This window comes from Streptacidiphilus sp. P02-A3a (genome assembly GCF_014084105.1).
Taxonomy (GTDB): domain Bacteria; phylum Actinomycetota; class Actinomycetes; order Streptomycetales; family Streptomycetaceae; genus Streptacidiphilus.
Genome location: NZ_CP048289.1, coordinates 6194287 through 6215710, shown reverse-complemented (window position 1 = coordinate 6215710; position 21424 = coordinate 6194287). Strand labels below are relative to the sequence as shown.

Genomic DNA, 21424 nt, shown 5'->3' with positions numbered 1-21424 from the left:
AGAACAGGAGCAGCGCCCAGATGAGCCCGACCGAACCAGCCGGGGCGGCAGCCGGGGTGACCCGCAGGCAGGTCTCCAACCTGCACGAGGGGCTGCTGCGCCTGGTCACCGAGGACCACGGCGGCGAGGGGTCGATCCTCGCCCACCGCGCCTACCAGCGCGGCGGACCGGACGGGCCCCGGCCCCCGATCGCCTTCATCGACCTGGTGGTGCTGCCGCCGGGCACCTCGATCGGGCGGCACCGCCACGGCGACGACGAGGAGACCTACGTGATCCTGACCGGCAGCGGCCGGATGACCCTGGACGGCGCGGAGTTCCCGGTGCGGGCGGGCGACGTGGTGCGCAACCGTCCGTGGGGCGAGCACGGGCTGCGCAACGACGCCGGTACCGACCTGCACCTGCTGGTGTTCGAACTGGGCCCGCTCGGCACCGCCGAGGGGGACCCGCGGTGACCGGGCCGCGCCAGGAGGAACTCCTGCACCGGGAGGCCGCGCACCTGGCCCCCGGCGCGTCCGAGGAGTCCGCGCTGGGCCGCCGGGTCTTCGTCGAGGGCCGCGGCGCGGTCCTCACCGACCTCGACGGGAACCAGTACATCGACCTCGCCGCCGGGACGCTGACCCAGTCGCTCGGGCACTGCCCGCCGGAGGTCGTGGCGGCGCTGACCGAGCAGGCCGCCCGGCTGTGGAACGTCCACGACTCGGCCACCCCGGACCGGGCCGCGCTCTGCGAACTGCTGGCCCGGCTGCTGCCGGAGGAACTGGACACCTACGCCTTCTTCTCCACCGGCGCCGAGGTGGTCGAGGCCGCGCTGCGCGCGGTGCAGGCCGTCGCCGAGCCCGGACGCAACCGGATCGGGGCGCTGCGGCACGGCTTCCACGGCAAGACCCAGGGAGCCCGGATGCTGGTGCACTGGGACATCGGCAACCAGGCGCACGCCGGCAACAGCGTCCTCGGCTACTCGCCGTACTGCTACCGCTGCCCGCTGGACCTGGAGTACCCCTCCTGCGAGGTGCGCTGCGCCGGGCTGGTGCGCCGCCACATCGCCGAGAAGCCCAACGTCTCGGCGCTGGTCTTCGAGCCGGTGCTGGGCGCCGCCGGGGTGATCGTGCCGCCGCCCGGCTACTGGGAGCGGATCGCCGACACCTGCCGGGACAACGGCGTGCTGCTGGTCGCCGACGAGGTGCTGACCGGCGGCGGCCGCACCGGGACCTTCCTGGCCTGCGAGCGGTTCGGCATCGAGCCCGACCTGGTCACCCTGTCCAAGGGCCTGGCCTCGGGCTTCCCGTTCGCGGTGCTGGCCGGGCGGTCCTCGGTGCTGCGGCACCCCCGGGCCGCGGCGGCCGGTTCCACCGCCTCCACCTACGCCAACAACCCGCTGGGCATCGCCGCGGCCCGGGCCACGCTGGAGGTCGTCGCCCGGGACACGCTGATCGCCCGGGTCCGCACGCTGGGCGCGCTGATGGACGAACGGCTCGCCGAACTGCGGTCCCGCTTCCCGGTGCTGGGCGACGTGCGCGGACTCGGGCTGCTGCACGGGCTGGAGTTCGTCCGCGACCCGGCCACCCGCGAGCCCGCGCCGGAGCTCGCCCGGGCGGTCTACCTGGCCGCGCTCGACCTGGGCCTGCGGACCTCGGTCGGCGGCCACGTCATCCGGCTGGCACCGCCGTTCACCATCGACCGGACGCTGCTGGAGGAGGGCCTGACCCTGCTCGGCCGGGCGCTGGAACAGGCGACGGAGGCCCACCGGTGATCGTCGCCGAGGACCTGGTCAAGGAGTTCACCGTGCACGACCGGCGCCCCGGCCTGGCCGGGAGCCTGCGCACGCTGTTCAGCCGCAGCCACCGGACGGTCCGCGCGGTCTCCGGGGTCTCCTTCTCGATCCCGGCCGGGACCAAGGTCGCCTACATCGGCTCCAACGGCGCCGGGAAGTCCACCACCATCAAGATGCTCACCGGCATCATGCGCCCCACCTCCGGCCTGTGCCGGGTGGCCGGGCTCGACCCGCACCGTGAGCGCGGCCGCAACGCCCGCAACATCGGCGTGGTCTTCGGCCAGCGCAGCCAGCTCTGGTGGGACCTGCCGGTACTGGACTCGTTCCGGATCCTGCGCCGCATCTACGAGATACCCGACCCGGTCTACCACCGCAACATGGCCACCTACGAGGAACTGCTCGACCTCGGCGCCCTCGGCACCACCCCGGTCCGGCAGTTGAGCCTGGGCCAGCGGATGCGCGCCGAGGTCGCCGCCAGCCTGCTGCACGACCCGGCGGTGGTGTTCCTGGACGAGCCGACGATCGGCCTCGACCTGGTGCTGAAGGAGGCCGTTCGGGAACTCGTCAACCGGGCCAACCAGCAGCTCGGCACCACCGTCATGCTGACCAGCCACGACATCGGCGACATCACCGCCATCTGCGACCAGGTACTGGTGGTCGACCACGGCACGGTGGTGCACCAGGGCACCATGCACGAACTGCTGCGCAGCGCCGACACCCGGGCCGTGCTGTTCGACCACAGCGGCAGTGTCCCGCCGGAGCGGGCGGTCGCGCTGATCGAGTCGGGTCTGGACGCGGTGCGGGCCAGCGCGGTCGAGGGCGGCCGGATCAAGGTCGAGTACCCGGCCGGGCGCTGGACCGCGCAGCAGGTGATGTCCTTCCTGCTGGAGCACTTCGAACTGACCGACTGCTTCGCCCCGGAACCGGACCTGGAGACCGTGCTGCGCCGGATCTACGCGGGCCAGGCCGGGCGCCCGGACGAGTTGCAGGGGAGTACCGCGTGAGCGCCGCCACCGGGCTCGCCGGGCTGCGCCGCTACACGCCGTTCGCGGTCGGCAGCCTGCAGACGATGCTGCGCTACCGCTCCACCTTCTTCGTCAACGCGCTCACCGCGACCACCGCCGTCAGCCTCCAGGTCTTCCTGTGGCGGGCGGTCTACAACGGGGACAGCGGCTCCGGGCCCGGCGGCTTCGACCGCGCCGGGATCACCACCTACGTGCTGCTGGCGCAGGTGCTCGGGCTGCTGCACGCGAACCGGGTCGACGAGGAGGTCTCCGGCGAGATCCAGCGCGGCGACATCGCGGTCTCGCTGATCCGGCCGGTCAGCTACCCGCTCACCCGGTTCTGCGCCGGGGTGCCCGTCTCGCTGGTCAACGCCGGACTGGTGGGCGGCCCGGTGGTGCTGCTGTACGCCGGGCTGCTGCCGCTGCAACGGCCGGGCGCGGGCGACGCGCTGCTGTTCACCGCGTCCTCGCTGCTCGCCATGGTGATCGCGTTCGAGGTGAACCTGCTGGTCGGCCTCGCCGGGTTCGCCACCACCAACATCTGGGGCATCCGGATCGTCAAGGACTGCCTGGTCGCGCTGCTCGCCGGGCAGGTCGTGCCGATCAGCCTGATGCCCGGACCGCTGGCCGCCACCGCCCGGCTGCTGCCGTTCGCCGGACTGGTGGACAGCCCGCTGCGGCTGCTGCTCGGCGAGTACCAGGGCCCGGCCGAGGCGGCGGAGATCCTGGCCGGGCAGGCCGCCTGGACCGCCGGGATGTCGCTGCTCACCGCCCTGGCCTGGCGCCGCGCGGTACGCCGGGTGGAGGTGCTGGGCGGATGAGCGCGCGCGGCGCCGCCGCGACGGCGGCCCGGTACACCCGGCTCACCTGGTACCTGAGCGGGGTCAGCCTGCACCGGCTGACCGAGTACCGGATGGACTTCCTGATCGGCGCGGGCGGGTTCCTGGCCCGGGTCGGCTGCCAGCTGCTGGTGGTGGCGATGGTCTTCCAGCAGGTGTCGGTGATCGGCGGCTGGGACTACCGGCAGGTGCTCTTCCTGCTCGGGTTCTCGCTGCTGCCGCGCGGCCTGGACCGGCTGTTCACCGACCAGATGTGGATCCTGGCCCGGCGGCTGGTGCAGTCCGGCGACTTCTACCGGTACCTGATCCGGCCGGTGAACCCGCTGTTCACGCTGCTCTCCGAGCGCTTCCTGTACCCGGACGCGTTCGGCGAGCTGGCCACCGGGATCGGCATCACCTGGTACGCCGCCGACGGGCTGCGGCTGCGGCTGACGCCGCTGCAACTGGTGCTGGCGCCGCTGCTGGTGCTCTGCGGCGCGGTGATCCTGGCGTCCATCAAGACGCTGTTCGCCTCGCTGTCGTTCTGGACCACCAACAGTTTCCCGGCGCTCTACGCGGCGGGCCAGCTCGGCGACTTCGCTGGGTACCCGCTGGACCTCTACCAACCTTCCCTGCGGTGGCTGCTGACCTGGGTACTGCCCTACGCCTTCACCGCCTACGTCCCCGCGTCCTACCTGGTCTTCGGACGGACCGGGCTGCTGCCCTGGCTGCCCGTGGTGACCGCCGCCCTGGCGGCGCTCGCGCTGACCACCTGGCACCGGGGCGTGGACCGCTACGAGATGACCGGGAGCTGACCATGGAAGGACTGGACACCCTGCTGCTCGGCAGTGCCCCGCCGCGACTGGCGGAACTGCTGCGACGGGCGCCGTGGATGGACGGGAACGGGCGCGCCGCGCGGCGGTTCGACGTCCTCGACCAGGCCGCCCTCGGCGAGTTCCGGCTGCTGCTGGTGGCCCCGGTCGGCGGGGAGCCGAGCCGCTGGTTCGTGCCGGTCGCCGACCACGGCCGGGGCCCGGAGGCGGCCGGGGCCGCCGACTACGACCGGGCGGTGGTCCGGGCACTGGCCGAGGGGCTGCGGCTGCCCACCGCCCGGGGCGGCCGGATCGAGTTCCACGGCGCCCCGGCGGACTTCCGCGGCCAACTGCCGTTCGACCCGGGCTGGTCCTCCAACTCGCTCACCCTGGTCGACCTCGGCGGGGCCGCGCACGCCCACAAGACCTACCGGCGGCTCGACACCGGCAACCGGGAGCCGGAACTGCTGCGGCTGATGGCCCCCGGCGGGCGCACCCAGCGGCTGGTCGGCGACTACGGCTACCGCGAACCTGGCACCGGACGGCTGGAACCGCTCGGCGTGGTCTACGCCTACGCGGCGGGCGACGGCCTCGACGTCCCGCTGCGGGACAGCCTGCGCGGACTGTGGCAGCCGGTGGCCGACGGGCTCGCCCCGGAGCGGGCGGTGGCGGCGGCGCGGCAGCGGCTGGCCGAACCGCTGCGCGGGGCCGGGCGGTTCCTCCGCGACTTCCACCGGGAACTGGCCCAGCGGCTGGGCCCGGCACCGGAGTTCCCGGCCGAGGGCTACCACGCCGGGACCGCCGCGCGGACCGCCGAGCTGCGCCCGAGGATCCTCGCCGACGACCGGTTCCCGGTGGCCGTCCGCCGCGCCGCCCTGGCCGCGCTGGACCGGGAGGCGGCGCTGGTCCGCGAACTGCCCCTGGCGCCACCGCCGTCCGGCCCCAGCCACGGCGACCTGCACCTGTCGCACTTCCTGCGCCGGGAGACCCCCGGCGGCTGGGAGATGTGCGTGATCGACCTGTCCACGCCGGTCCTCGACCCGGACGACCCGACCTCCGCGCAGTCGCCCTGGCAGGACCTGGTCGGGCTGCTCCGGGGCCTGGAGTGCTTCACCGCCGACGAGTTGGCCCACCAGGCGGCGATCGTGCTCGACCTGGACAGCGACGAGACCTGCCGCACCGCGCTGCTGTGCGCGGCCGGCGCGCCGCCGGACACCCCCGGCTGGACGCCCGAGCGGCTGGCGGCGCTGGAGCGGCTGCGCGGCACCGCGCAGCTGTGGTCCGCCGCGGTCGCCGGGCTGCTGCTGGACGGCTACACCGCCGCCGGACGCGAGGGCGGCGGCGTGGAGCTGGCCGGGCACCCGGCCTGGCGGATGTTCCGGCTGCGCCGCCTGGTGCACGAACTCGCCTACGCCTACGCCCACGACCGCGCCTACCACGCGGCGATCAACCTGCGGCACGCCGTGGAGGCCTGAACCACCCATGCACATCATCGAGACCTACTTCGAGTGCGGCGGCTTCGACCACCGCTTCATCCAGGGCGGCACCTCCGTCTACCTGTGGAACCTGTCCCGCTCCATGGCCGCGCAGGGCCACCGGGTCTCCATCGTCACCCCCGCCCACGGCCGCCTCGACGACCTGCGCCGCCTGCACGAGCTGGAGACCCTGCCCTACCGCGACCAGTACGAACTGCCGCTGGTGCTCGACCCGCAGACCTGGGGCGAGGGCTTCCCGGCCGAGGTGCGGATCCCGCTGACCACCACCGCGCACCGGCTCCGGCTGGAGGGCGTGGACCTGTACTTCCTCTCCAACGACCTGCTCGACCAGCTCCCCGACAGCTTCTACCCGCCGTACCACGCCAAGGGCCGCGACCTGGTCTTCTTCAAGCCGCTCGGCTACCAGGTGGACAGCATCCGGTTCATCCGCGAGCAGTTCGCCGACGAGCGGGCGGTGGTGCACGCGCACGAGCCGTACTACCACTACCTGATGCCGGCCGCCTTCCGCGACGACCCCAGCAAGCACGTGGTCGGCACCGTGCAGAGCAACATGCCGATCACCAAGAAGGTGTACCGGCCCAAGGTGGAGCGGCTGCTGGAGTTCCTCGGCGGCGCCGCCGCGCCGGTCCCGGACCCGGTGCCGCCGCTCGACCCGCACGGCTCGGTGATGAGCGGCTACCAGCAGCTCACCCACCTGCACTACGAGTACGGCCCGGACCACGTCGGGGTCTACGACCTGATGGCCGAGCACGCCGACCTGGTGGACTTCCTCTCGCCCGGGCACCAGGAGTTCTACACCGACTTCGCGGACACCCCGTTCGAGCAGCTGTTCACCCGGTTGCCGGTGTACCGCACGGTGCGCCGCAACGCGCACAAGTCCTTCGTCGGCGGCTGCGCCGTCGGCGACGCCTGGACCTCCGGCCGACTGCCGCAGGCCGACCGGGCGTCGGTGCTGGGCGGCCTCGGACTCGACCCGGAGCTGCCGACCTTCTTCCACAACGCGCGCTACGCGGTGAACCACAAGGGGCAGTTGGAGCTGTTCCGGGCGGTCGACCGGGTGCTCGGCGAGGGGCTGCGGGCCAACTTCGTGCTGCGCTGCATCAGCGACGCCGGGATCGCCGACCCGTACCCGCATCAGGTGGCCGCCCGCTACCCGGACCGGATCCACCTGGAGTGGGAGCGGGTGGACGAGAAGCGGATCGCCGAGTACGCGGTGAGCGCGGACTTCTGCCTGTTCCCGTCCAAGTTCGAGATGGACACCTTCCTGATCGCGCAGGGCGAGGCGATGGCGGCGGGCGCGGTGCCGATCGCCACCGCCCAGCTGGGCATGGCCCACTTCGGCCACGTCGCCGACCCGCTGCACGGCCCGGACGCCGACCGGGCCACCGGCTTCGCCGTCAACCGCTCCTTCACCGAGGACGACCCGCTGCTGGTCGACGCGCTGGCCGAGCGGATCCGGGCGGCGGCGCGGCTGCTGCGCGAACAGCCGGAGCAGTACCGCAGGCTCTCCGCCAACGCGGTGGCCAACGCCCGCGGCTTCACCTGGGAGCGCGCCGCCGACCAGCACCTGGCGGCGTTCACCCGGCTGTGGGACGGGCGGACCCCGGAACTGACGGTGGAGCGGCTGCTCCGCCACGGCTGGTTCGACCTGCTGCCCGCCGAGGCCTGGCCCGGCCACGGCGAGCAGATCGCGGCCGCCGCCGCCCGGCTCGGCGACGCCGAGGTCTACCGGCGCTGCCGGGACCTCGACGCCGACACCGCCCGGACGCTGTTCGAGGCCGCCTGGGCACGGGCCGACTTCGCCCGCTGCGAGCAGACCGCCGACACCGCCCCGGACCTGCGCGCCCGTCTGGACGGCCGCTGCCGGACCGGCGACGGCCGGGTGGAGTACCGGATGCCGCAGGCCGAGCGGGTCGAGCTGGTCACCGCGGCCCCGGCGGTCGGCGGCCGGGGACAGGTGGCGGTGCACCGGCTGGAGCGGGTCGGCGGGGTCTTCACCGGCCCGCTGCCCGAGTCCGAGGACCAGGAGCTGCACCTGCTGCTCACCCTCGGCTCCGGCCGGACGGCGTGGGACTCGGTGCGCCGTGGCTGACGGGGTGCGCGCGGTGCTGCTCGCCGGGGGCGAGGGGCGCAGGATGGGCAGGCTGGGGGCCGGTCGGCTGAAGCCGCTGGTGCCCTTCGGCGGCGGCTGCCGCCTGATCGACTTCTCGCTGGCCAACGCCGCCCGCTCGGGCCTGGGCGAGGTGCTGCTGCTCTCCCAGTACGAGGAGCGCCGGTTGATGGACGACCTGCGCCGGACCTGGTGGCGGCCCGGCTTCCGGGTGCACTTCGGCCCGTACGACCAGGCCTACGCCGAGGGGCCGCCGACGGCGCCGGTACACCCGGTCGGGCCGCCCGAGCGCGGCACCGCCGACGCGCTGATCCGCAAGGCCGCCCACGTCTTCGCCCCGGGCACCGGCGAGGTGCTGGTCCTGCACGCCGACCACGTCTACCTGTTCGACTACGGCCCGCTGATCGCCCAGCACCGCTCCAGTGGCGCCGCGCTGACCGTCGCCTACCAGCGCATCGAACGGCGGTACGTGCACCTGTTCGGGATGGTGGAGTTCGACGACCGGGGGCAGCTGACCTCCTTCGTCGAGAAGCCCGACGAACCGACCAGCGACCTGGTCTTCGCCGCGTTCTGCGTCTTCGACGCGGGCGTGCTGCACCGGTACCTGGAGCAGTTGGACGGCACCGGCTGGCAGCACGACATCAGCCGGGACGTGATCCCGGCGATGCTGGCGGGCGGCGAGCGGATCGGCGGCTACCGGGTGCGCGGCTACTGGGAGGACATCGGCACGGTCGACCGCTACCACCGGGCCCACCTGGCCGCCGTCGGCGAGGCCGCGCCGCTGACCGTGGCCGAGATCCCGTGGACGGTCGCGCCCGGGGTGGACCGCCGACTGGTGGCGTCCGCCCCCGGTGTCCGGCGCGCGGTGGTCCCCGCCGACCTGGTCAACCACGGGCTGCTGGAGCAGAGCGTGGCCTTCCCCGGAGTCCGGATCGGCCGGGGCGCGGTGGTCCGGCGCAGCGTGCTGCTGCCCGGGGCGAGCGTCCCGCCCGACACCGAGATCGACTCCGCGATCGTGCTGGAGGACGGCTTCGTCCAGCAGGTCGAGACCCCGCACCCGCACACTCCGCACCCGCACGCCCCGGACCCGCACGCCCCGGACCCGAACGCCCCGGATTGCGAAACGCGTGACGCCGAGACCCGTCCAGCCCGAGGAGGGGCCCGTGTCTGAACCTGCCTTCACCGTCGTGGACATCGGCGGCACCACCCTGCGGGTCGCCCGCTACGACCCGGTCGCGGGCGTCCTCGGCGACGTCCGGCGGATCCCGACCGCGGGCATGGCCCGCCACCCGGGCGCGCCGGTGCCGCTGTCGCAGCAGCGGGTGCTCGACCAGCTCTCCGAACTGCTGGCCGCGGCCCTGCCGCGGCACGGCAGCAGCGCGGTGGCCGTGGCCTTCGCCGGACCGGTCACCGCCGACGGCCGGGTCCTGGCCGCGCCCACGATCTGGGGCGGCCGGGGCGAACCGCTGCCGCTGGCCGCGCTGCTGGAGCAGCGGCTCGGGGTCCCGGTGGCCGTGGTCAACGACATCACCGCGGCGGTCTGGCGCTACGCCGACCCGGACGCCACCGGCGAGCAGTTCTGCCTGCTCACGGTCAGCTCCGGGATCGGCGGCAAGGTCTTCCGCTCCGGTGAGGTGCTGCTGGACGCCGACGGCCACGGCGGCGAGTTCGGCCACTGGACCTGCGACCGCTCGCCCGACGCGCCGCTGTGCGACTGCGGCGGGCGCGGCCACCTGGGCGCGGTCGCCTCCGGCCGGGCGATGGAGGCCGCCGTCCGCGCCGCCGCCCGGGCCGACCCGGCCGGCTACGCCGGCTCCCGGCTGGCCCAGGTCGCCGCCGACCCCGAGCGGCCGGACAACGCCGCGCTGGTCGAGGCGATCCGGGCCGGGGACGCGTTCGCCACGGCGGTGCTGCGCACCGGCCTGGTCCACCTGGCCTCGGCGGTCACCTCGCTGTTCACCGCGATCGGGGTGCGCCGCTTCGTGGTGATGGGCGGCTTCGCGCTGGCCGTCGGACCGCTGTACGCGCGCTACCTCACCGAGGAGGTGGCCCGGCTCGGCTGCTTCGGCCTGACCGAGGCCGAGGTCCAGCGGATGGTCGTGCTCGGCGTCCCGGACGACGACCACGGCCTGATCGGCGCCGGGCGGCTGCTCGCCGCCCGTACCGGCGTCCGGCAGGCGGTGGCGCTGTGACCGGCGACGGACACGGCGGCCGCACCCTGATCGTGGGCAGCGGTTTCGTCGGGCGCGCGGTGGCGGACCGGATCGCGGAGCGGGGCGGCGGCGCGGTGCTGGCCTCCCGTCGGCCGCCGTCGTCGGGGACCGCCGACTGGGTCCCGCTGGACGCGGCCGACCCGGCGGCCTGCGCCCGGGTGGTGCGCTCGGTCGCCCCGGACGACCTGGTGCTGGTGCACGGCCCGTCCGACGTGAGCTGGTGCGAGGCCGACCCGGAGCGCGCGGCCGAGCTGCACGCCGGTGCGGCGGCCAACCTGGTGGCCGCCGCCGGGGACCGGCGGCTGCTGCTGGTCTCCACCGACAACGTCTTCGACGGCAGCTCGCCGGAGAACCACGAGGCGACGCCCACCGCCCCGGCCAACGCCTACGGCCGGGCCAAGCTGCGGGCCGAGCGGGTGGTCCGGGAAGCCCCGGACGCGACCGTGCTGCGGGTGAGCCTGGTCTACGGCTGGGAGCCGGAGGGCGCGGCGAAGTGGCTCAACTACTTCGCCGCCTGCGCCCACCGGCTGCGCGCGGGCGAACCGGTGGCCGCGCCGGAGGACCAGTGGACCACGCCGGTGCTGGTCGCGGACGTGGCCGCGGTCACCGCCGCCGCGCTGGCGCCGGGCACGCCGGAGCTGCTGCACCTGGGCGGCCCGGACCGGATCTCCCGCGCGGACTGGGCCGAGGCGATCGCCGACGGCCTCGGCGCCCCGCGCGAGCTGGTGGTGCGCGGTCCGCGCGCCGCCGGACGCTACGCCAGCAGACCCGCCAACACCTGCCTGACCAGCAACCGGCTCGGCGCCTTCCTGGCCGGTACCGGGCTGCGGGTGCGCGGTGTGGCCGAGGGCGTCCGTACCCTGCTGGCCGCCGCGCCGGAGGCCGCCCGGTGATCCGCACCCTGCGCTCCCGCGAGGTCTACCGCAACGCCTGGATGAGCGTGCGCGAGGACGACATCCGGCGCGCCGACGGCTCCGCCGGCCAGTACGGCGTGGTGGACAAGCCCGACTACGCGCTGGTGATCCCCCGGCAGGGGGAGCGGCTGCACCTGGTGGAGCAGTACCGCTACCCGGTCGGCGGACGCTTCTGGGAGTTCCCCCAGGGCTCCTGGCCGCAGGACCACCCGGACACGCCCCCGGCAGGGCCGCCGGACCAGGAGCAACTCGCGCTCGCCCGAGCCGAGTTGCGTGAGGAGACCGGCCTGCGCGCGGAGCGGATGAGGTACCTGGGCCTGGTGCACGTGGCTTACGGCTACGCCAGCCAGGGCTGCCATGTGTTCCTGGCCGAGGAGTTGACGGCGGGTCCGCCGGAGCGCGAGGCCACCGAGGCGGACATGCGCCAGCGCTGGGTCGACCCCGACCAGTGGCGGTCGCTGGTCCTCGGCGGACGGATCACCGACGCGGCGACCCTGGCCGCCTTCACGCTACTCGGCCTGCACGCCCCGGGCCCGGTCCCCGGTGAACCGCGCTGAGGTCTCGACCAGCTCGACGAGAGAGGAAAGCCCGACGGTGCACATCGTCACATTCGCCTTCGAAAGTGTGGGGTTCGACGTCCGCATGATGCGCGGCGGCCTCGCCTCGCTGGTCTGGAACCTGGCCCGGGAGTACGCCGACCAGGGCCACCGGGTCTCCGTGGTCACCCCCGCGCACGGCTGCCTCGACCACCTCCGGGCCACCTACGGCCTGGAGCAGCTGGACTACCTCGACCGGCACCGGGTCCCGCTGGTGCTCGACCCCGAGGTCTGGCCCGGGCACGAGCCCGAGACCGAGCTGTCGCTGACCACCCGGGCGTACCGGCTGCGCTACCAGGGGGTCGACCTCTACTTCCTCTCCGACGAGTACCTGGACCTGCTGCCGGAACGCATCTACCCGCCGCGCGCCGACGAGGGCGTCGACCTGTCGTTCTTCAAGCCGCTGGCGTTCCAGGTGAGCGGCCTGCGCTTCCTGCGGACCTGGTTCGGCGCGGAGCCGGACCCGGCCGGGTCCGCGACGCCCGAACCCGTCATCGTGCAGGCCTACGAGCCGTACTACCACTACCTGGTGCCGCCGGTGCTGCGGCCCGACCCGCGCTACCTGGTGGTCAGCACGGTGGCCAGCAACATGCCGATCAACCAGAAGCTCTACCGGCCGCAACTCCAGCGGCTGCTGGGGCTGTTCGGCGCCGACACCGACCTGGACGGGTACGCCGACCCGCCCGCCGACGGCGCCCTGGCCGAGGCGATGGCGGCGCACCTGCCCAGCACGCACCTGACGGAGCATCAAGGTCGGGACTATATAGGCTACTTCCCGCTGATCGCCGAAACCTGCGACCTCATCGACTTCCTGACGCCGGGTCAGCGCGACTTCTACTCGGCGTTCCGGGACACCCCCTTCGAACTCGCCTACCAGCGGCTCGCGGTGTCCCGCACGGTCAAGGCCACCGCCGCCAAGCAGTTCGTCGGCGGCTGCGCCGTCCCGGAGGAGTGGCTGCGCCGCGACCCGGCCTCGGTGGACCGGGCGGCGGTGCTCCGCGAACTCGGCCTGGACCCGCGCCTGCCGACCTTCTACCACGTCGCCCGCTTCTCGGTGCACCACAAGGGCCAGGTCGAACTGTTCCGGGCGATCGACGCGGTGCTCGCGGTCGACCCCGACGTCAACTTCGTCATCCGCTGCGCGATGGCGGCCGGGGGCGAGGGCGTGGTCAGCCGGGTCGGCGACCGCAGCTTCCAGGAGATCGCCGACCGCTACCCGGACCGGGTCCGGCTGGACTGGACGATGGCGGACGAGGACCTGCTCTACCGGGAGGCGACCGCGGCCGACTTCTGCCTCTTCCCGTCCAAGTTCGAGCTGGACTCCTTCCTCATCGCCCAGGGCCAGTTGATGGCCTGCGGGGCGGTCCCGATCGGCACCGCGCAGGAGGTCACCAGCCACTACCGGCACCAACTCCCGCGCGAGGACCCGCGGGCCACCGGCTTCTCGGTGCCCCGCTCGTTCACCGAGGACGACCCGCTGCTCTTCGGCGCGCTGGTGGAACGCGTCCACGAGGCGGTCCGGGTGTACCGGGAGGACCAGCCGGAGTACCGCCGACTGGCCGCCAACTCCAGGGCCCTGGCCCACCGGTTCACCTGGCGCGAGGCCGCCGACGCCCGGCTGCCGCGGTTCGCCGCCGCTGCCGCCGGGGAGCTGCCCGGGCTCAGCGTGGAACGCGCGGCCGGCTACGGCTGGTTCGACGCCGTCTCCCCGACCGACTGGATCGCCGGTCGCGGGCACATCCTGCGCGCCGCCGAGGAACGCGGCGACCTGGAGGCCTACCGGCGCTGCGCCCCGGTCGGACCGCCGGTACTGCGGCGGCTGTTCGAGGCCGCCTACCAGCGCGGCGACTTCCCGCGCTGCCAGGAGCTGGCGGCGGCGCTCGACGACGACGAGCTGACCGCGCTGCTGCGCGGACGCTGCCGGGTGGAACGCCTGGACCAGGGCTGGCGGATCGAGTACCGGCTGCCGCACGCCGACAGCGTGCTGCTGCTGCTCCCCGACGGCGAACGGCGGATGGTCCGCACCGGCGGCGCGTTCCGGGCGGTGCTGCCGCCGGAGACGCCGCCGGACAGCCTGGTCTTCCTGCTGCGGCTCCGCAGCGGCCGTGCCGCCTGGGACGAACTGCCGGTCGCCGACTGCCTGCCGGTGCCCTCGGCGGGCGCGGGTGCGGGCCGGGAAAGGGCGGCCTGACCGATGTCCGCGAACAGACCCGGTACCGCCGGGCGCCGCTTCTCGGTGGTGGCCACCGACCTCGACGGCACGCTGCTCCGCGGCGACCAGAGCGTCTCCGCCCGGACCAGGGCCGCGCTGGACCGGGTGGGCGCGGCCGGGGCCCGCCACCTGGTGGTCACCGGCCGACCGGCCGGCGGCTGCCGCGAGATCCTGCGCCGCTTCGGCTACCGGGGCCTGGCCGTCTGCGGCCAGGGCGCGCAGCTGTACGACGCGGACGCCGACCGGCTGCTGGTCACCGTCCCGCTGGACCGGTCGGTCGTCCGCGAGCTGGTCGGCCGGATCGCCGCCCTCACCGGGCCGCTGGAACTCGCGGTGGTCACCGCCGGGTTGGACGGGCGGTTCCTGGTCACGGCGGGTTTCGCGGAGCGGCTGCGGCACGGCTGGCGGCTCGCCGCCGACGCGTCCGAGCTGTGGGCGGAGCCGGTGGAGAAGGTCCTGATCCGGCATCCGGGGCTGACCGACGACCGGATGGCCCGGCTGGCCGAGCGCGTCTGCGCCGGACAGGTCGCGGTCACCCACTCGGGGGAGAACCTGGTCGAGCTGCTCCCGGCCTCGGTCAGCAAGGCGACCGGCCTGGCGCTGGCGGCGGCGCGGCTCGGCTTCGAGGCGGCCGACACCATCGCCTTCGGCGACATGCCGAACGACATCCCCATGATCGACTGGGCGGGGTACGGCGTGGCCATGGGCAACGCCCACCAGGACCTGCGCGACCGCGCCGACGAGATCGCCCCGGACAACGAGCGGGACGGCGTGGCAGCGGTGCTGGAACGCCTCTTCCCCGCGACCGACCGCCTCTTCCCCGCGACCGACCGCAGCACCACCGAGTCCGTGACCCAGTACGAGGAGAGCACGCCATGCCCGAGCCCGACCGCGTCCGGCCCCCGGTGACGCCGCCCCCGGTGACGCCGCCCCCGGTGACGCCGTCCCCGGTGACGCCGTCCGCGGTCCCGCCGGAGCTGGCCGAGCTGGCCCGGCTGCACGGCGTCGCCACCGGCTACACCACCGACCTCGGCCGCCACGTCCCGGCCTCGCCGGACACGCTGCGGGCGGTGCTCGCGGCGCTCGGCGTCGACGCGGCCACCCCCGGCGCCCTGCGCGAGGCGCTGGCCGCCGAACAGCGGTCCCGGTCGCGGCGGCTGCTGCCGCCGTCCGTGGTGGTCCGCGCCGGGCGGGGCACCCGGCTGCCCGGGCTGCCGCCGGACGCGGTGCTCCGGGTGGCCACCGAGGACGGCCGGAGCACCCCGCTCACCGGCACCGACCGGGGACTCGCCGGGCTCCCGGTCGGTCGGCACACCCTGCACGCCGAGCACGGCGGGCGCACCGCCACCGCCCCGCTGCTGGTCGCGCCGACCCGGCTGGCCACCCCGGGGCGCCGCGACTGGGGCTTCCTGGTGCAGCTCTACTCGGTGCTCTCGGAACGCTCCTGGGGCATGGGCGACCTGGGCGACCTGGCCGGTCTGGCCCGCTGGGCCGGTCGGCTCGGCGCCGGGTTCCTCCAGCTCAACCCGCTGCACGCGTACGTGCCCGGGGAACTGCCCGACCCCTCGCCGTACCGGCCGAGCAGCCGCCGCTTCCCCGACCCGGTGAACCTGCGGATCGAGGCCGTGCCGGAGAGCCAGTCGCTGGACGCCGCCGCGCGCGCCCGGCTGGACGAACTCACCGCGCGGGCCGCGCGGTTGCGCGAGGGCGTGCTGCGCGAGGACGAGTTGATCGACCGGGCGGCGGTGTGGGCGCTGAAGCGCGAGGCGCTGGAACTGCTGCACCTGGTCCCGCGCAGCACCGCCCGCGAGGCCGCCCACCGCCGCTACCTCGCCCGCGAGGGCGCCGGGCTGCGGGACTTCGCCACCTGGTGTGCGCTGGCCGAGGTGCACGGCACCCGCTGGCGCTCCTGGCCCGCCGGGCTGCGCGCCCCGGACGGACCGGCGGTGGCCGCCGCCCGCCGCGAGCTGGCCCCCCGGATCGCCTTCCACAGCTGGCTGAGCTGGCTCGCCGACGAGCAACTGGCCACCGCCCAGCGGGCGGCGGCGGACGCCGGGATGGGCATCGGCCTGGTCCACGACCTGGCGGTCGGGGTCGACCCCGAGGGCGCCGACGCCTGGAGCCTGCGGAACTACCTCGCCGAGGGGATGACCGTCGGCTGCCCGCCGGACGACTTCAACCCGCACGGGCAGGACTGGGGGCTGCCGCCCTGGCGTCCGGACACCCTCGCCGAGGCCGGGTACGCGCCCTACGCCGAGGTGCTGCGCGGCACCCTGCGCCGCTCCGGCGCGCTGCGGCTGGACCACATCATGGGCCTGTTCCGGCTCTGGTGGGTCCCGGCCGGGGCGCCCGCGGCGGAGGGCGCGTACGTCCGCTACGACCACGAGGCGATGCTCGGGGTACTGGCGCTGGAGGCCCACCGCACCGGCAGCATGGTCATCGGCGAGGACCTGGGCACGGTCGAACCGGGCGTCCGCGAGGAACTGCGGGACCGGGGCATCCTCGGTACCTCGGTGCTGCGGTTCGAGTACGCCGGGGGCTCCGAGCGGCGGACCGGTCCGCTGCCCGCCGAGCAGTGGCGCGCGGACTGCGTGGCCACGCTGACCACCCACGACCTGCCCACCACCGCTGCCTGGCTGGAGGGCGAGCACATCCGGCTGCACGACCGGCTCGGCCTGCTCGCCGAACCGGCGGAGCGGGCCGCCGCCGCGGCCGCCGCCGAGCGCGCGGCCTGGCTGGACGAGCTGGCCCGGGCCGGAGCCCGCCCCGAACCGGCCGACGAACCGCCGCCGGAGACCGCCGAGGGGCCGCGGCCGGGGCCGGACGTGCTGGCCCTGCACCGGTTCCTGGCGCTCACCCCGGCCCGGATGATCGGGGTCTGGCTGCCGGACACCGTGGGCGACCGCCGCCCGCAGAACCTGCCGGGCACCGTGGACGAGTACCCGAACTGGCGGCTGCCGGTCGCCGACGCCGACGGGCGCCCGCTGGCCCTCGACCAGCTGACCGCGGCGCCCGGCCCGAGGGCCGTCGCCCGGATCTACGCCGACACCACCGACAGCACCGAACCGAGAAAGAGCACCGATGAGCACTGAGACCGACGTCCTCGTCCTGGGCGGCTCCGGGGCCGACACCATCGCGTACGTCCCCGAGCTGCCGCTGCCGTTCGCCGACAGCTACATGGTGCCCGCGATCGAGACCCGCGCCGGGCAGACCGGCGACTTCGTCGCCCTCGGCACGCACGCGCTGGGCCTGCGCACGCACCACCTGGACATGCTCGGCGACGACCACCCGGGGGAGCTGATCCGGGCGCTGCACCGGGACCGGGGGGTGGCGCTGACCGCCGTCCCGCTGCCCGGGGGCACCAAGCGCGCGGTGAACCTGGTCGGCCCGGACGGCCTGCGGCTGTCGCTGTACGACGACAGCCGCTCGCGGGCGGCGGACCGGCTGCCGCCGGAGACGGTCGCGGCGCTGGCGGCGGTCAGCCGCCACGCCCACGTCTCGATCACCTACCCCTGCGCCTTCGCCCTGCCCGCGTTGCGCGAGGCCGGGCTCACCATCTCCACCGACCTGCACAACTGGGACGGCGTCAACCCCTACCACGAGGCCTTCGGCTACGACGCCGACATCGTCTTCGTCTCCGCCACCGCGCTCGCCGAACCAGAAGTGACGATGCGTCAGATCGTGGACCGGGGACGGGCGCAGCTGGTGGTGGCCACCGCCGGGGCGGCCGGCGCGCTGGTGCTCGCGGACGGCGAGGTGACCCACGTACCGGCGGTCGAGCCGCCCGGGCCGGTGGTGGACTCCAACGGCGCGGGCGACGCCTTCGCCGCCGGGTTCCTGTTCGGCTGGCTCGGCGGTGAACCGCTGCCGCGCTGCGGCCGGTACGGCGCCATCGCCGGGGCGTTCGCCTGCACGGTGCCCGCGCACCGGGCCGACTTCATCACCCGCGAGGCGCTGCTCGCCCGCGCCGCCGAACTGGAGGCCGTGTGACCGGCGTACCGGAACGCACCGGCTACGACGTGCTGGTGCTCGGCGGGGGAGTGGCCGGCTGCGTGCTCGCGGCCCGGCTCAGCGAGGACCCGGACCGCTCCGTCTGCCTGGTGGAGGCGGGCCGGGACTACGGCCCGCGACGGCGGGACTGGCCCGCCAAGGTGCTGAACGCCCGAGCCCTGCCGCGCGACGAGGTCTGGGAGCGGCACGCGCCCGCCCACCGGGTCCGGGCCCGGATCCTCGGCGGCTCCTCCTGCGTGAACGGCTGCTGGAACACCTGGGGCTCGGCGGCCGACCACGAGGAGTGGGCCCGGGCCGGCGGCGAGCGCTGGACGGCCGCGGCGATGGACCGCTACCGGCGGCGGGCGGCGGGCGGGATCGGGCTGCGCCCGGTGCCGGACCACGAGCACTCGGCGTGGAGCCGGGCCGCCCTGGCCGGCGCCGCCGAACTCGGCTACCAGCGGGTGGACATGGCCGCCCCGGGCGGCCCGGGCAGCGGCACCCCGCTGCTCAACGCGGTGGACGGGCTGCGCTGGAACGCCGCCTTCGGCTACCTGGACGAGACCGTCCGGAAACGGCCGAACCTGACCATCGTCAGCGGCGCGACCGCCGACCGGCTGGACCTGGTCGCGGGCCGGGTCGACGGCGTCCGGATCCTGGTGGACGGCGCCCCGGTGACCCTGGCCGCCGACAGCTACCTGGTCGCCTGCGGCACCTTCGGCTCGCCCGCGCTGCTGCTGCGCAGCGGCATCGGACCGGCCGGGCAGCTGCGGGACATCGGCGTCGGCGTCCGGCTCGACCTGCCCGGGGTGGGCGCGAACCTGTCCGACCAGCCCGGCGTATTCGTCCCGCTGGCCCCCACCGGGCAGCTGAACGCCGCGCTGGCCGCCAAGGAGGCGGCGGCGGAGCTCTACGTCAGCCGGATGCTGGTCCGCGCCGCCAGCGAGCTCTGCCCGCAGGACAGCTGGGACCTGCACATCCTGCCGGTCGCCGGGCCGCCGCTGTACGGCAGCCTGCCGCCGGGGCAGTACGAGGCCGGGATCTCCGCCTTCCTGATGAAGCCGCACTCCCGGGGCTCGGTCCGGCTGCGCTCGGCCGACCCGGAGGCGCCGCCGACCATCGACCCGGGCTTCCTCACCGATCCGGCCGGGCACGACCTGGCGGTGCTCCGCTCCGGGCTGCGGATCGTCGGGCGGCTGGCCGCCTCGGCGGCGCTGCGCCCGCTGGTGGCGCCGCTCCAGGGCAGCCCGGCCGACTCGCTGACCGACCAGCAGCTCCGGGCCGGGCTGGGTACGTACTGGCACCCGGTGGGCACCTGCGCCATGGGTCCCGCGGACGACCCGACGGCCGTGGTCGACGGGGAGGGCCGGGTGCGCGGGGTGGCCAACCTGCGGGTGGCCGACGCCTCGGTGCTGCCGACCGTCCCGGCGGCCAACACCCAGTTCCCGGTGCTGGCCGTGGCCGAGATGCTGGCCGACGCCGTGATTGGCTAGCCCCCGCGATGGCGTCACATTCCGAGGAGAGGGAGGACAGGAACATGACACTGCACCCTGACCTGCGCGACAGCAGGCTGGTCTACGGCGGCATGGGGCTCGGCGGCGGCTGGGACCAGGAGCCGTGGACCGCGCGGGACCTCGACCGGGCCGAGGCCGCCGTGGAGGCCGCGCTGGCGATCGGGATCACCGCCTTCGACTTCGCCGACATCTACCGGTACGGCAAGTCCGAGGCGGTCTTCGGCGAGGTGCTGGCCCGGACACCGGGTCTGCGCGAGCGGATCGTGCTCCAGACCAAGTGCGGCATCCGGCTGCCCGACGGCGACCACCCCGGCCACTACGACCTGCGCGGGAGCAGCATCGTGCGCCGGGTCGAGGAGAGCCTCGCCCGGCTGCGCACCGACGTCCTCGACGTGCTGCTGCTGCACCGGCCGGACCCGCTGGCCGATCCGCGGGACGTCGCGCAGGCCCTGGAGTCGCTGCACCGGCAGGGCCTGGTACGGCAGTTCGGGGTCTCCAACATGGGCGCGGCACAGGTCGAGCAGCTCCGTCGGGAGACGGAACTGCCGCTGCTGGTCAACCAGTTGGAGATGAGCCTGGCGCGCAGGGACTGGGTGGAGTCCGGGGTGCTGCTGAACACCCCGGCGGCGGGCGGCTACGAGTTCCCGGTGGGCACCCTGGAGTACTGCACGGCGCACCGGATCCAGCTCCAGGCCTGGGGCGCGCTGGCCCAGGGCCGGTTCACCGGCTCCGAGCCCTCCCCGGCCGGGACGCTGACCGCCGAACTCGCCGAGCGGAAGGGGACCACCCCGGAGACGATCCTGCTGTGGTGGCTGCGACGCCACCCAGCCGGAATCGTCCCGGTCATCGGTACCTCTCGCCCGGAGCGCATCCACGCCTGCCGGGACGCGCAGCTCCCGCCGGACCTCAGCCACGAGGAGTGGTACGCGCTGTGGATCGCCGCCCGCGGCAAGCCGCTGCCGTAGCCGGGGCGGCCCGGGCTCAGCCGGTGGGGTACAGCAGGAGCTTGCCGGTGGTCCGGCCGCCCTGCAGGTCGGCGTGGGCCTGGGCGGCCTGGTCGAAGCGGTAGCGACCGCTGACGCTGACCGCCAGCGTCCCGTCGCGCAGCCAGCGGAAGACGTCGGCGGCCCGGGCGGCCAGTTCCGCCGGATCGGCGGTGTGGTCGGCCAGGGTCGGCCGGGTCAGGAACAGCGAGCCGAGCGGGGCCAGCGCCTGCGGGTCGAGCGGGGGGACCGGCCCGGAGGCCGCCCCCACCAGTACGAAGGTGCCCCGCCGCCGCAGCGCCGCCACCCCGGCGTCGAAAGTGTCCCTGCCGACCGGGTCGAACACCACATCGACACCGTGATGATCCGTCAGTTCGTTTACCTCCGAGGTGAGTTCGTCACCAGCTCGGCCCGGGCGGCGGACCACGACGTGCTGTGCGCCGACCGCCCTGGCGGTGTCGGCCTTGTCCTGGCTGGAGACCGTGCCGATGACCCGGACGCCGCGCGCGGCCAGCAGCCGCACCAGGTGCTGCCCCAGGCCGCCCGCCGCGGCGTGCACCAGGGCGGTCTCGCCCGCCCCGGCCGGATAGGTCGACTCGGTCAGGTAGTGCGCGGTCAGGCCCTGCAGCAGCACCGCGGCGGCCTGCTCGTCGGTCACCCCGGCCGGTACCGCCACGGCGGCCCGCTCCGGGACCAGCACCCGCTCCGCGTAGCTGCCCGGCGCCGCGCACCAGGCCACCCGGTCGCCGGGGGCGAACCGGGTGACCCGGCCACCGGTGGCGACCACCGTGCCCACCCCCTCGCTGCCCGGGACCAGCGGGGCGCGCAGCGCGGTCCGCCCCTCCCGCTCGTTGAGGTCCTTGAAGTTGACCCCGGCGACGGCCAGCCGGACCAGCAACTGCTCCGGGCCGACCTCGGGTTCGGGGCGGCCGAGCACCGCCAGCACCTCCGGGCCACCATGGCGCTCGGCCACAACCGCACGCATCAGCTT

Annotated in this window: 18 protein-coding genes; 17 read left to right on the top strand and 1 reads right to left on the bottom strand. The window is 75.0% G+C overall.

Annotated elements, in window-relative coordinates; genetic code table 11:
- Positions 1-20 precede the first annotated feature (20 nt).
- Genes GXP74_RS26550 through GXP74_RS26470 form a run of 17 tightly spaced genes read left to right on the top strand, consistent with a single transcriptional unit; the run spans position 21 to position 20415 of the window.
- Positions 21-452: a cupin domain-containing protein gene (locus GXP74_RS26550; protein ID WP_182453753.1), complete on the top strand. Its 432-nt coding sequence runs from the start codon at positions 21-23 to the stop codon at positions 450-452.
- The gene (locus GXP74_RS26545) at positions 449-1750 is read left to right on the top strand and encodes an aspartate aminotransferase family protein (protein ID WP_182453752.1); all 1302 of its coding nucleotides are present in this window, start codon (positions 449-451) and stop codon (positions 1748-1750) included. Before GXP74_RS26550 ends, GXP74_RS26545 begins: the two co-directional genes overlap by 4 nt.
- On the top strand, positions 1747-2775 hold the full coding sequence (locus tag GXP74_RS26540) for an ATP-binding cassette domain-containing protein (RefSeq protein ID WP_182453751.1): 1029 nt from the start codon (positions 1747-1749) through the stop codon (positions 2773-2775). Before GXP74_RS26545 ends, GXP74_RS26540 begins: the two co-directional genes overlap by 4 nt.
- Positions 2772-3596 carry an ABC-2 family transporter protein gene (locus tag GXP74_RS26535; protein WP_225448208.1) on the top strand — a complete coding sequence of 275 codons (825 nt, stop codon included), beginning with the start codon at positions 2772-2774 and terminating at the stop codon, positions 3594-3596. Before GXP74_RS26540 ends, GXP74_RS26535 begins: the two co-directional genes overlap by 4 nt.
- Entirely contained in the window at positions 3593-4408 is an 816-nt protein-coding gene (locus GXP74_RS26530) for an ABC transporter permease (protein WP_182453750.1), read from the top strand. The genes GXP74_RS26535 and GXP74_RS26530 overlap by 4 nt, the downstream gene beginning before the upstream one ends.
- A gap of 2 nt (positions 4409-4410) precedes the next feature.
- Entirely contained in the window at positions 4411-5880 is a 1470-nt protein-coding gene (locus GXP74_RS26525) for a hypothetical protein (protein ID WP_182453749.1), read from the top strand.
- A 7-nt stretch (positions 5881-5887) separates the two neighbouring features.
- Positions 5888-7993: a glycosyltransferase gene (locus GXP74_RS26520; protein ID WP_182453748.1), complete on the top strand. Its 2106-nt coding sequence runs from the start codon at positions 5888-5890 to the stop codon at positions 7991-7993.
- Positions 7986-9182, top strand: coding sequence for a sugar phosphate nucleotidyltransferase (locus tag GXP74_RS26515; protein WP_182453747.1), 1197 nt, complete (start codon positions 7986-7988; stop codon positions 9180-9182). The genes GXP74_RS26520 and GXP74_RS26515 overlap by 8 nt, the downstream gene beginning before the upstream one ends.
- Positions 9175-10203: an ROK family protein gene (locus GXP74_RS26510; RefSeq protein WP_182453746.1), complete on the top strand. Its 1029-nt coding sequence runs from the start codon at positions 9175-9177 to the stop codon at positions 10201-10203. The genes GXP74_RS26515 and GXP74_RS26510 overlap by 8 nt, the downstream gene beginning before the upstream one ends.
- Complete coding sequence (locus GXP74_RS26505) at positions 10200-11117, top strand: sugar nucleotide-binding protein (RefSeq protein WP_182453745.1); 918 nt, start codon at positions 10200-10202, stop codon at positions 11115-11117. The genes GXP74_RS26510 and GXP74_RS26505 overlap by 4 nt, the downstream gene beginning before the upstream one ends.
- Positions 11114-11695 (top strand): NUDIX hydrolase, encoded by a 582-nt coding sequence (locus GXP74_RS26500; RefSeq protein ID WP_225448207.1) that lies wholly within the window; start codon positions 11114-11116, stop codon positions 11693-11695. Before GXP74_RS26505 ends, GXP74_RS26500 begins: the two co-directional genes overlap by 4 nt.
- A 37-nt stretch (positions 11696-11732) precedes the next feature.
- Positions 11733-13925, top strand: a complete 2193-nt coding sequence (locus tag GXP74_RS26495; RefSeq protein WP_182453744.1) for a glycogen/starch synthase — start codon at positions 11733-11735, stop codon at positions 13923-13925.
- Positions 13926-13928: 3 nt separating this feature from the next.
- Positions 13929-14855 carry an HAD family hydrolase gene (locus GXP74_RS26490; RefSeq protein ID WP_182453743.1) on the top strand — a complete coding sequence of 309 codons (927 nt, stop codon included), beginning with the start codon at positions 13929-13931 and terminating at the stop codon, positions 14853-14855.
- A complete protein-coding gene (gene malQ / locus GXP74_RS26485; protein WP_182453742.1) occupies positions 14822-17038 on the top strand; it encodes a 4-alpha-glucanotransferase in 2217 nt (738 codons plus the stop codon). The genes GXP74_RS26490 and malQ overlap by 34 nt, the downstream gene beginning before the upstream one ends.
- A complete protein-coding gene (locus tag GXP74_RS26480) occupies positions 17028-17936 on the top strand; it encodes an adenosine kinase (RefSeq protein WP_182453741.1) in 909 nt (302 codons plus the stop codon). The genes malQ and GXP74_RS26480 overlap by 11 nt, the downstream gene beginning before the upstream one ends.
- Positions 17933-19429, top strand: a complete 1497-nt coding sequence (locus GXP74_RS26475) for a GMC family oxidoreductase (RefSeq protein ID WP_182453740.1) — start codon at positions 17933-17935, stop codon at positions 19427-19429. The genes GXP74_RS26480 and GXP74_RS26475 overlap by 4 nt, the downstream gene beginning before the upstream one ends.
- A 44-nt stretch (positions 19430-19473) precedes the next feature.
- Positions 19474-20415 carry an aldo/keto reductase family oxidoreductase gene (locus GXP74_RS26470; protein WP_225448206.1) on the top strand — a complete coding sequence of 314 codons (942 nt, stop codon included), beginning with the start codon at positions 19474-19476 and terminating at the stop codon, positions 20413-20415.
- A 16-nt stretch (positions 20416-20431) separates the two neighbouring features.
- Here GXP74_RS26470 and GXP74_RS26465 read toward each other — a convergent pair whose 3' ends face one another.
- Positions 20432-21418: a quinone oxidoreductase gene (locus GXP74_RS26465; RefSeq protein ID WP_182453739.1), complete on the bottom strand. Its 987-nt coding sequence runs from the start codon at positions 21416-21418 to the stop codon at positions 20432-20434.
- Positions 21419-21424: the final 6 nt, after the last annotated feature.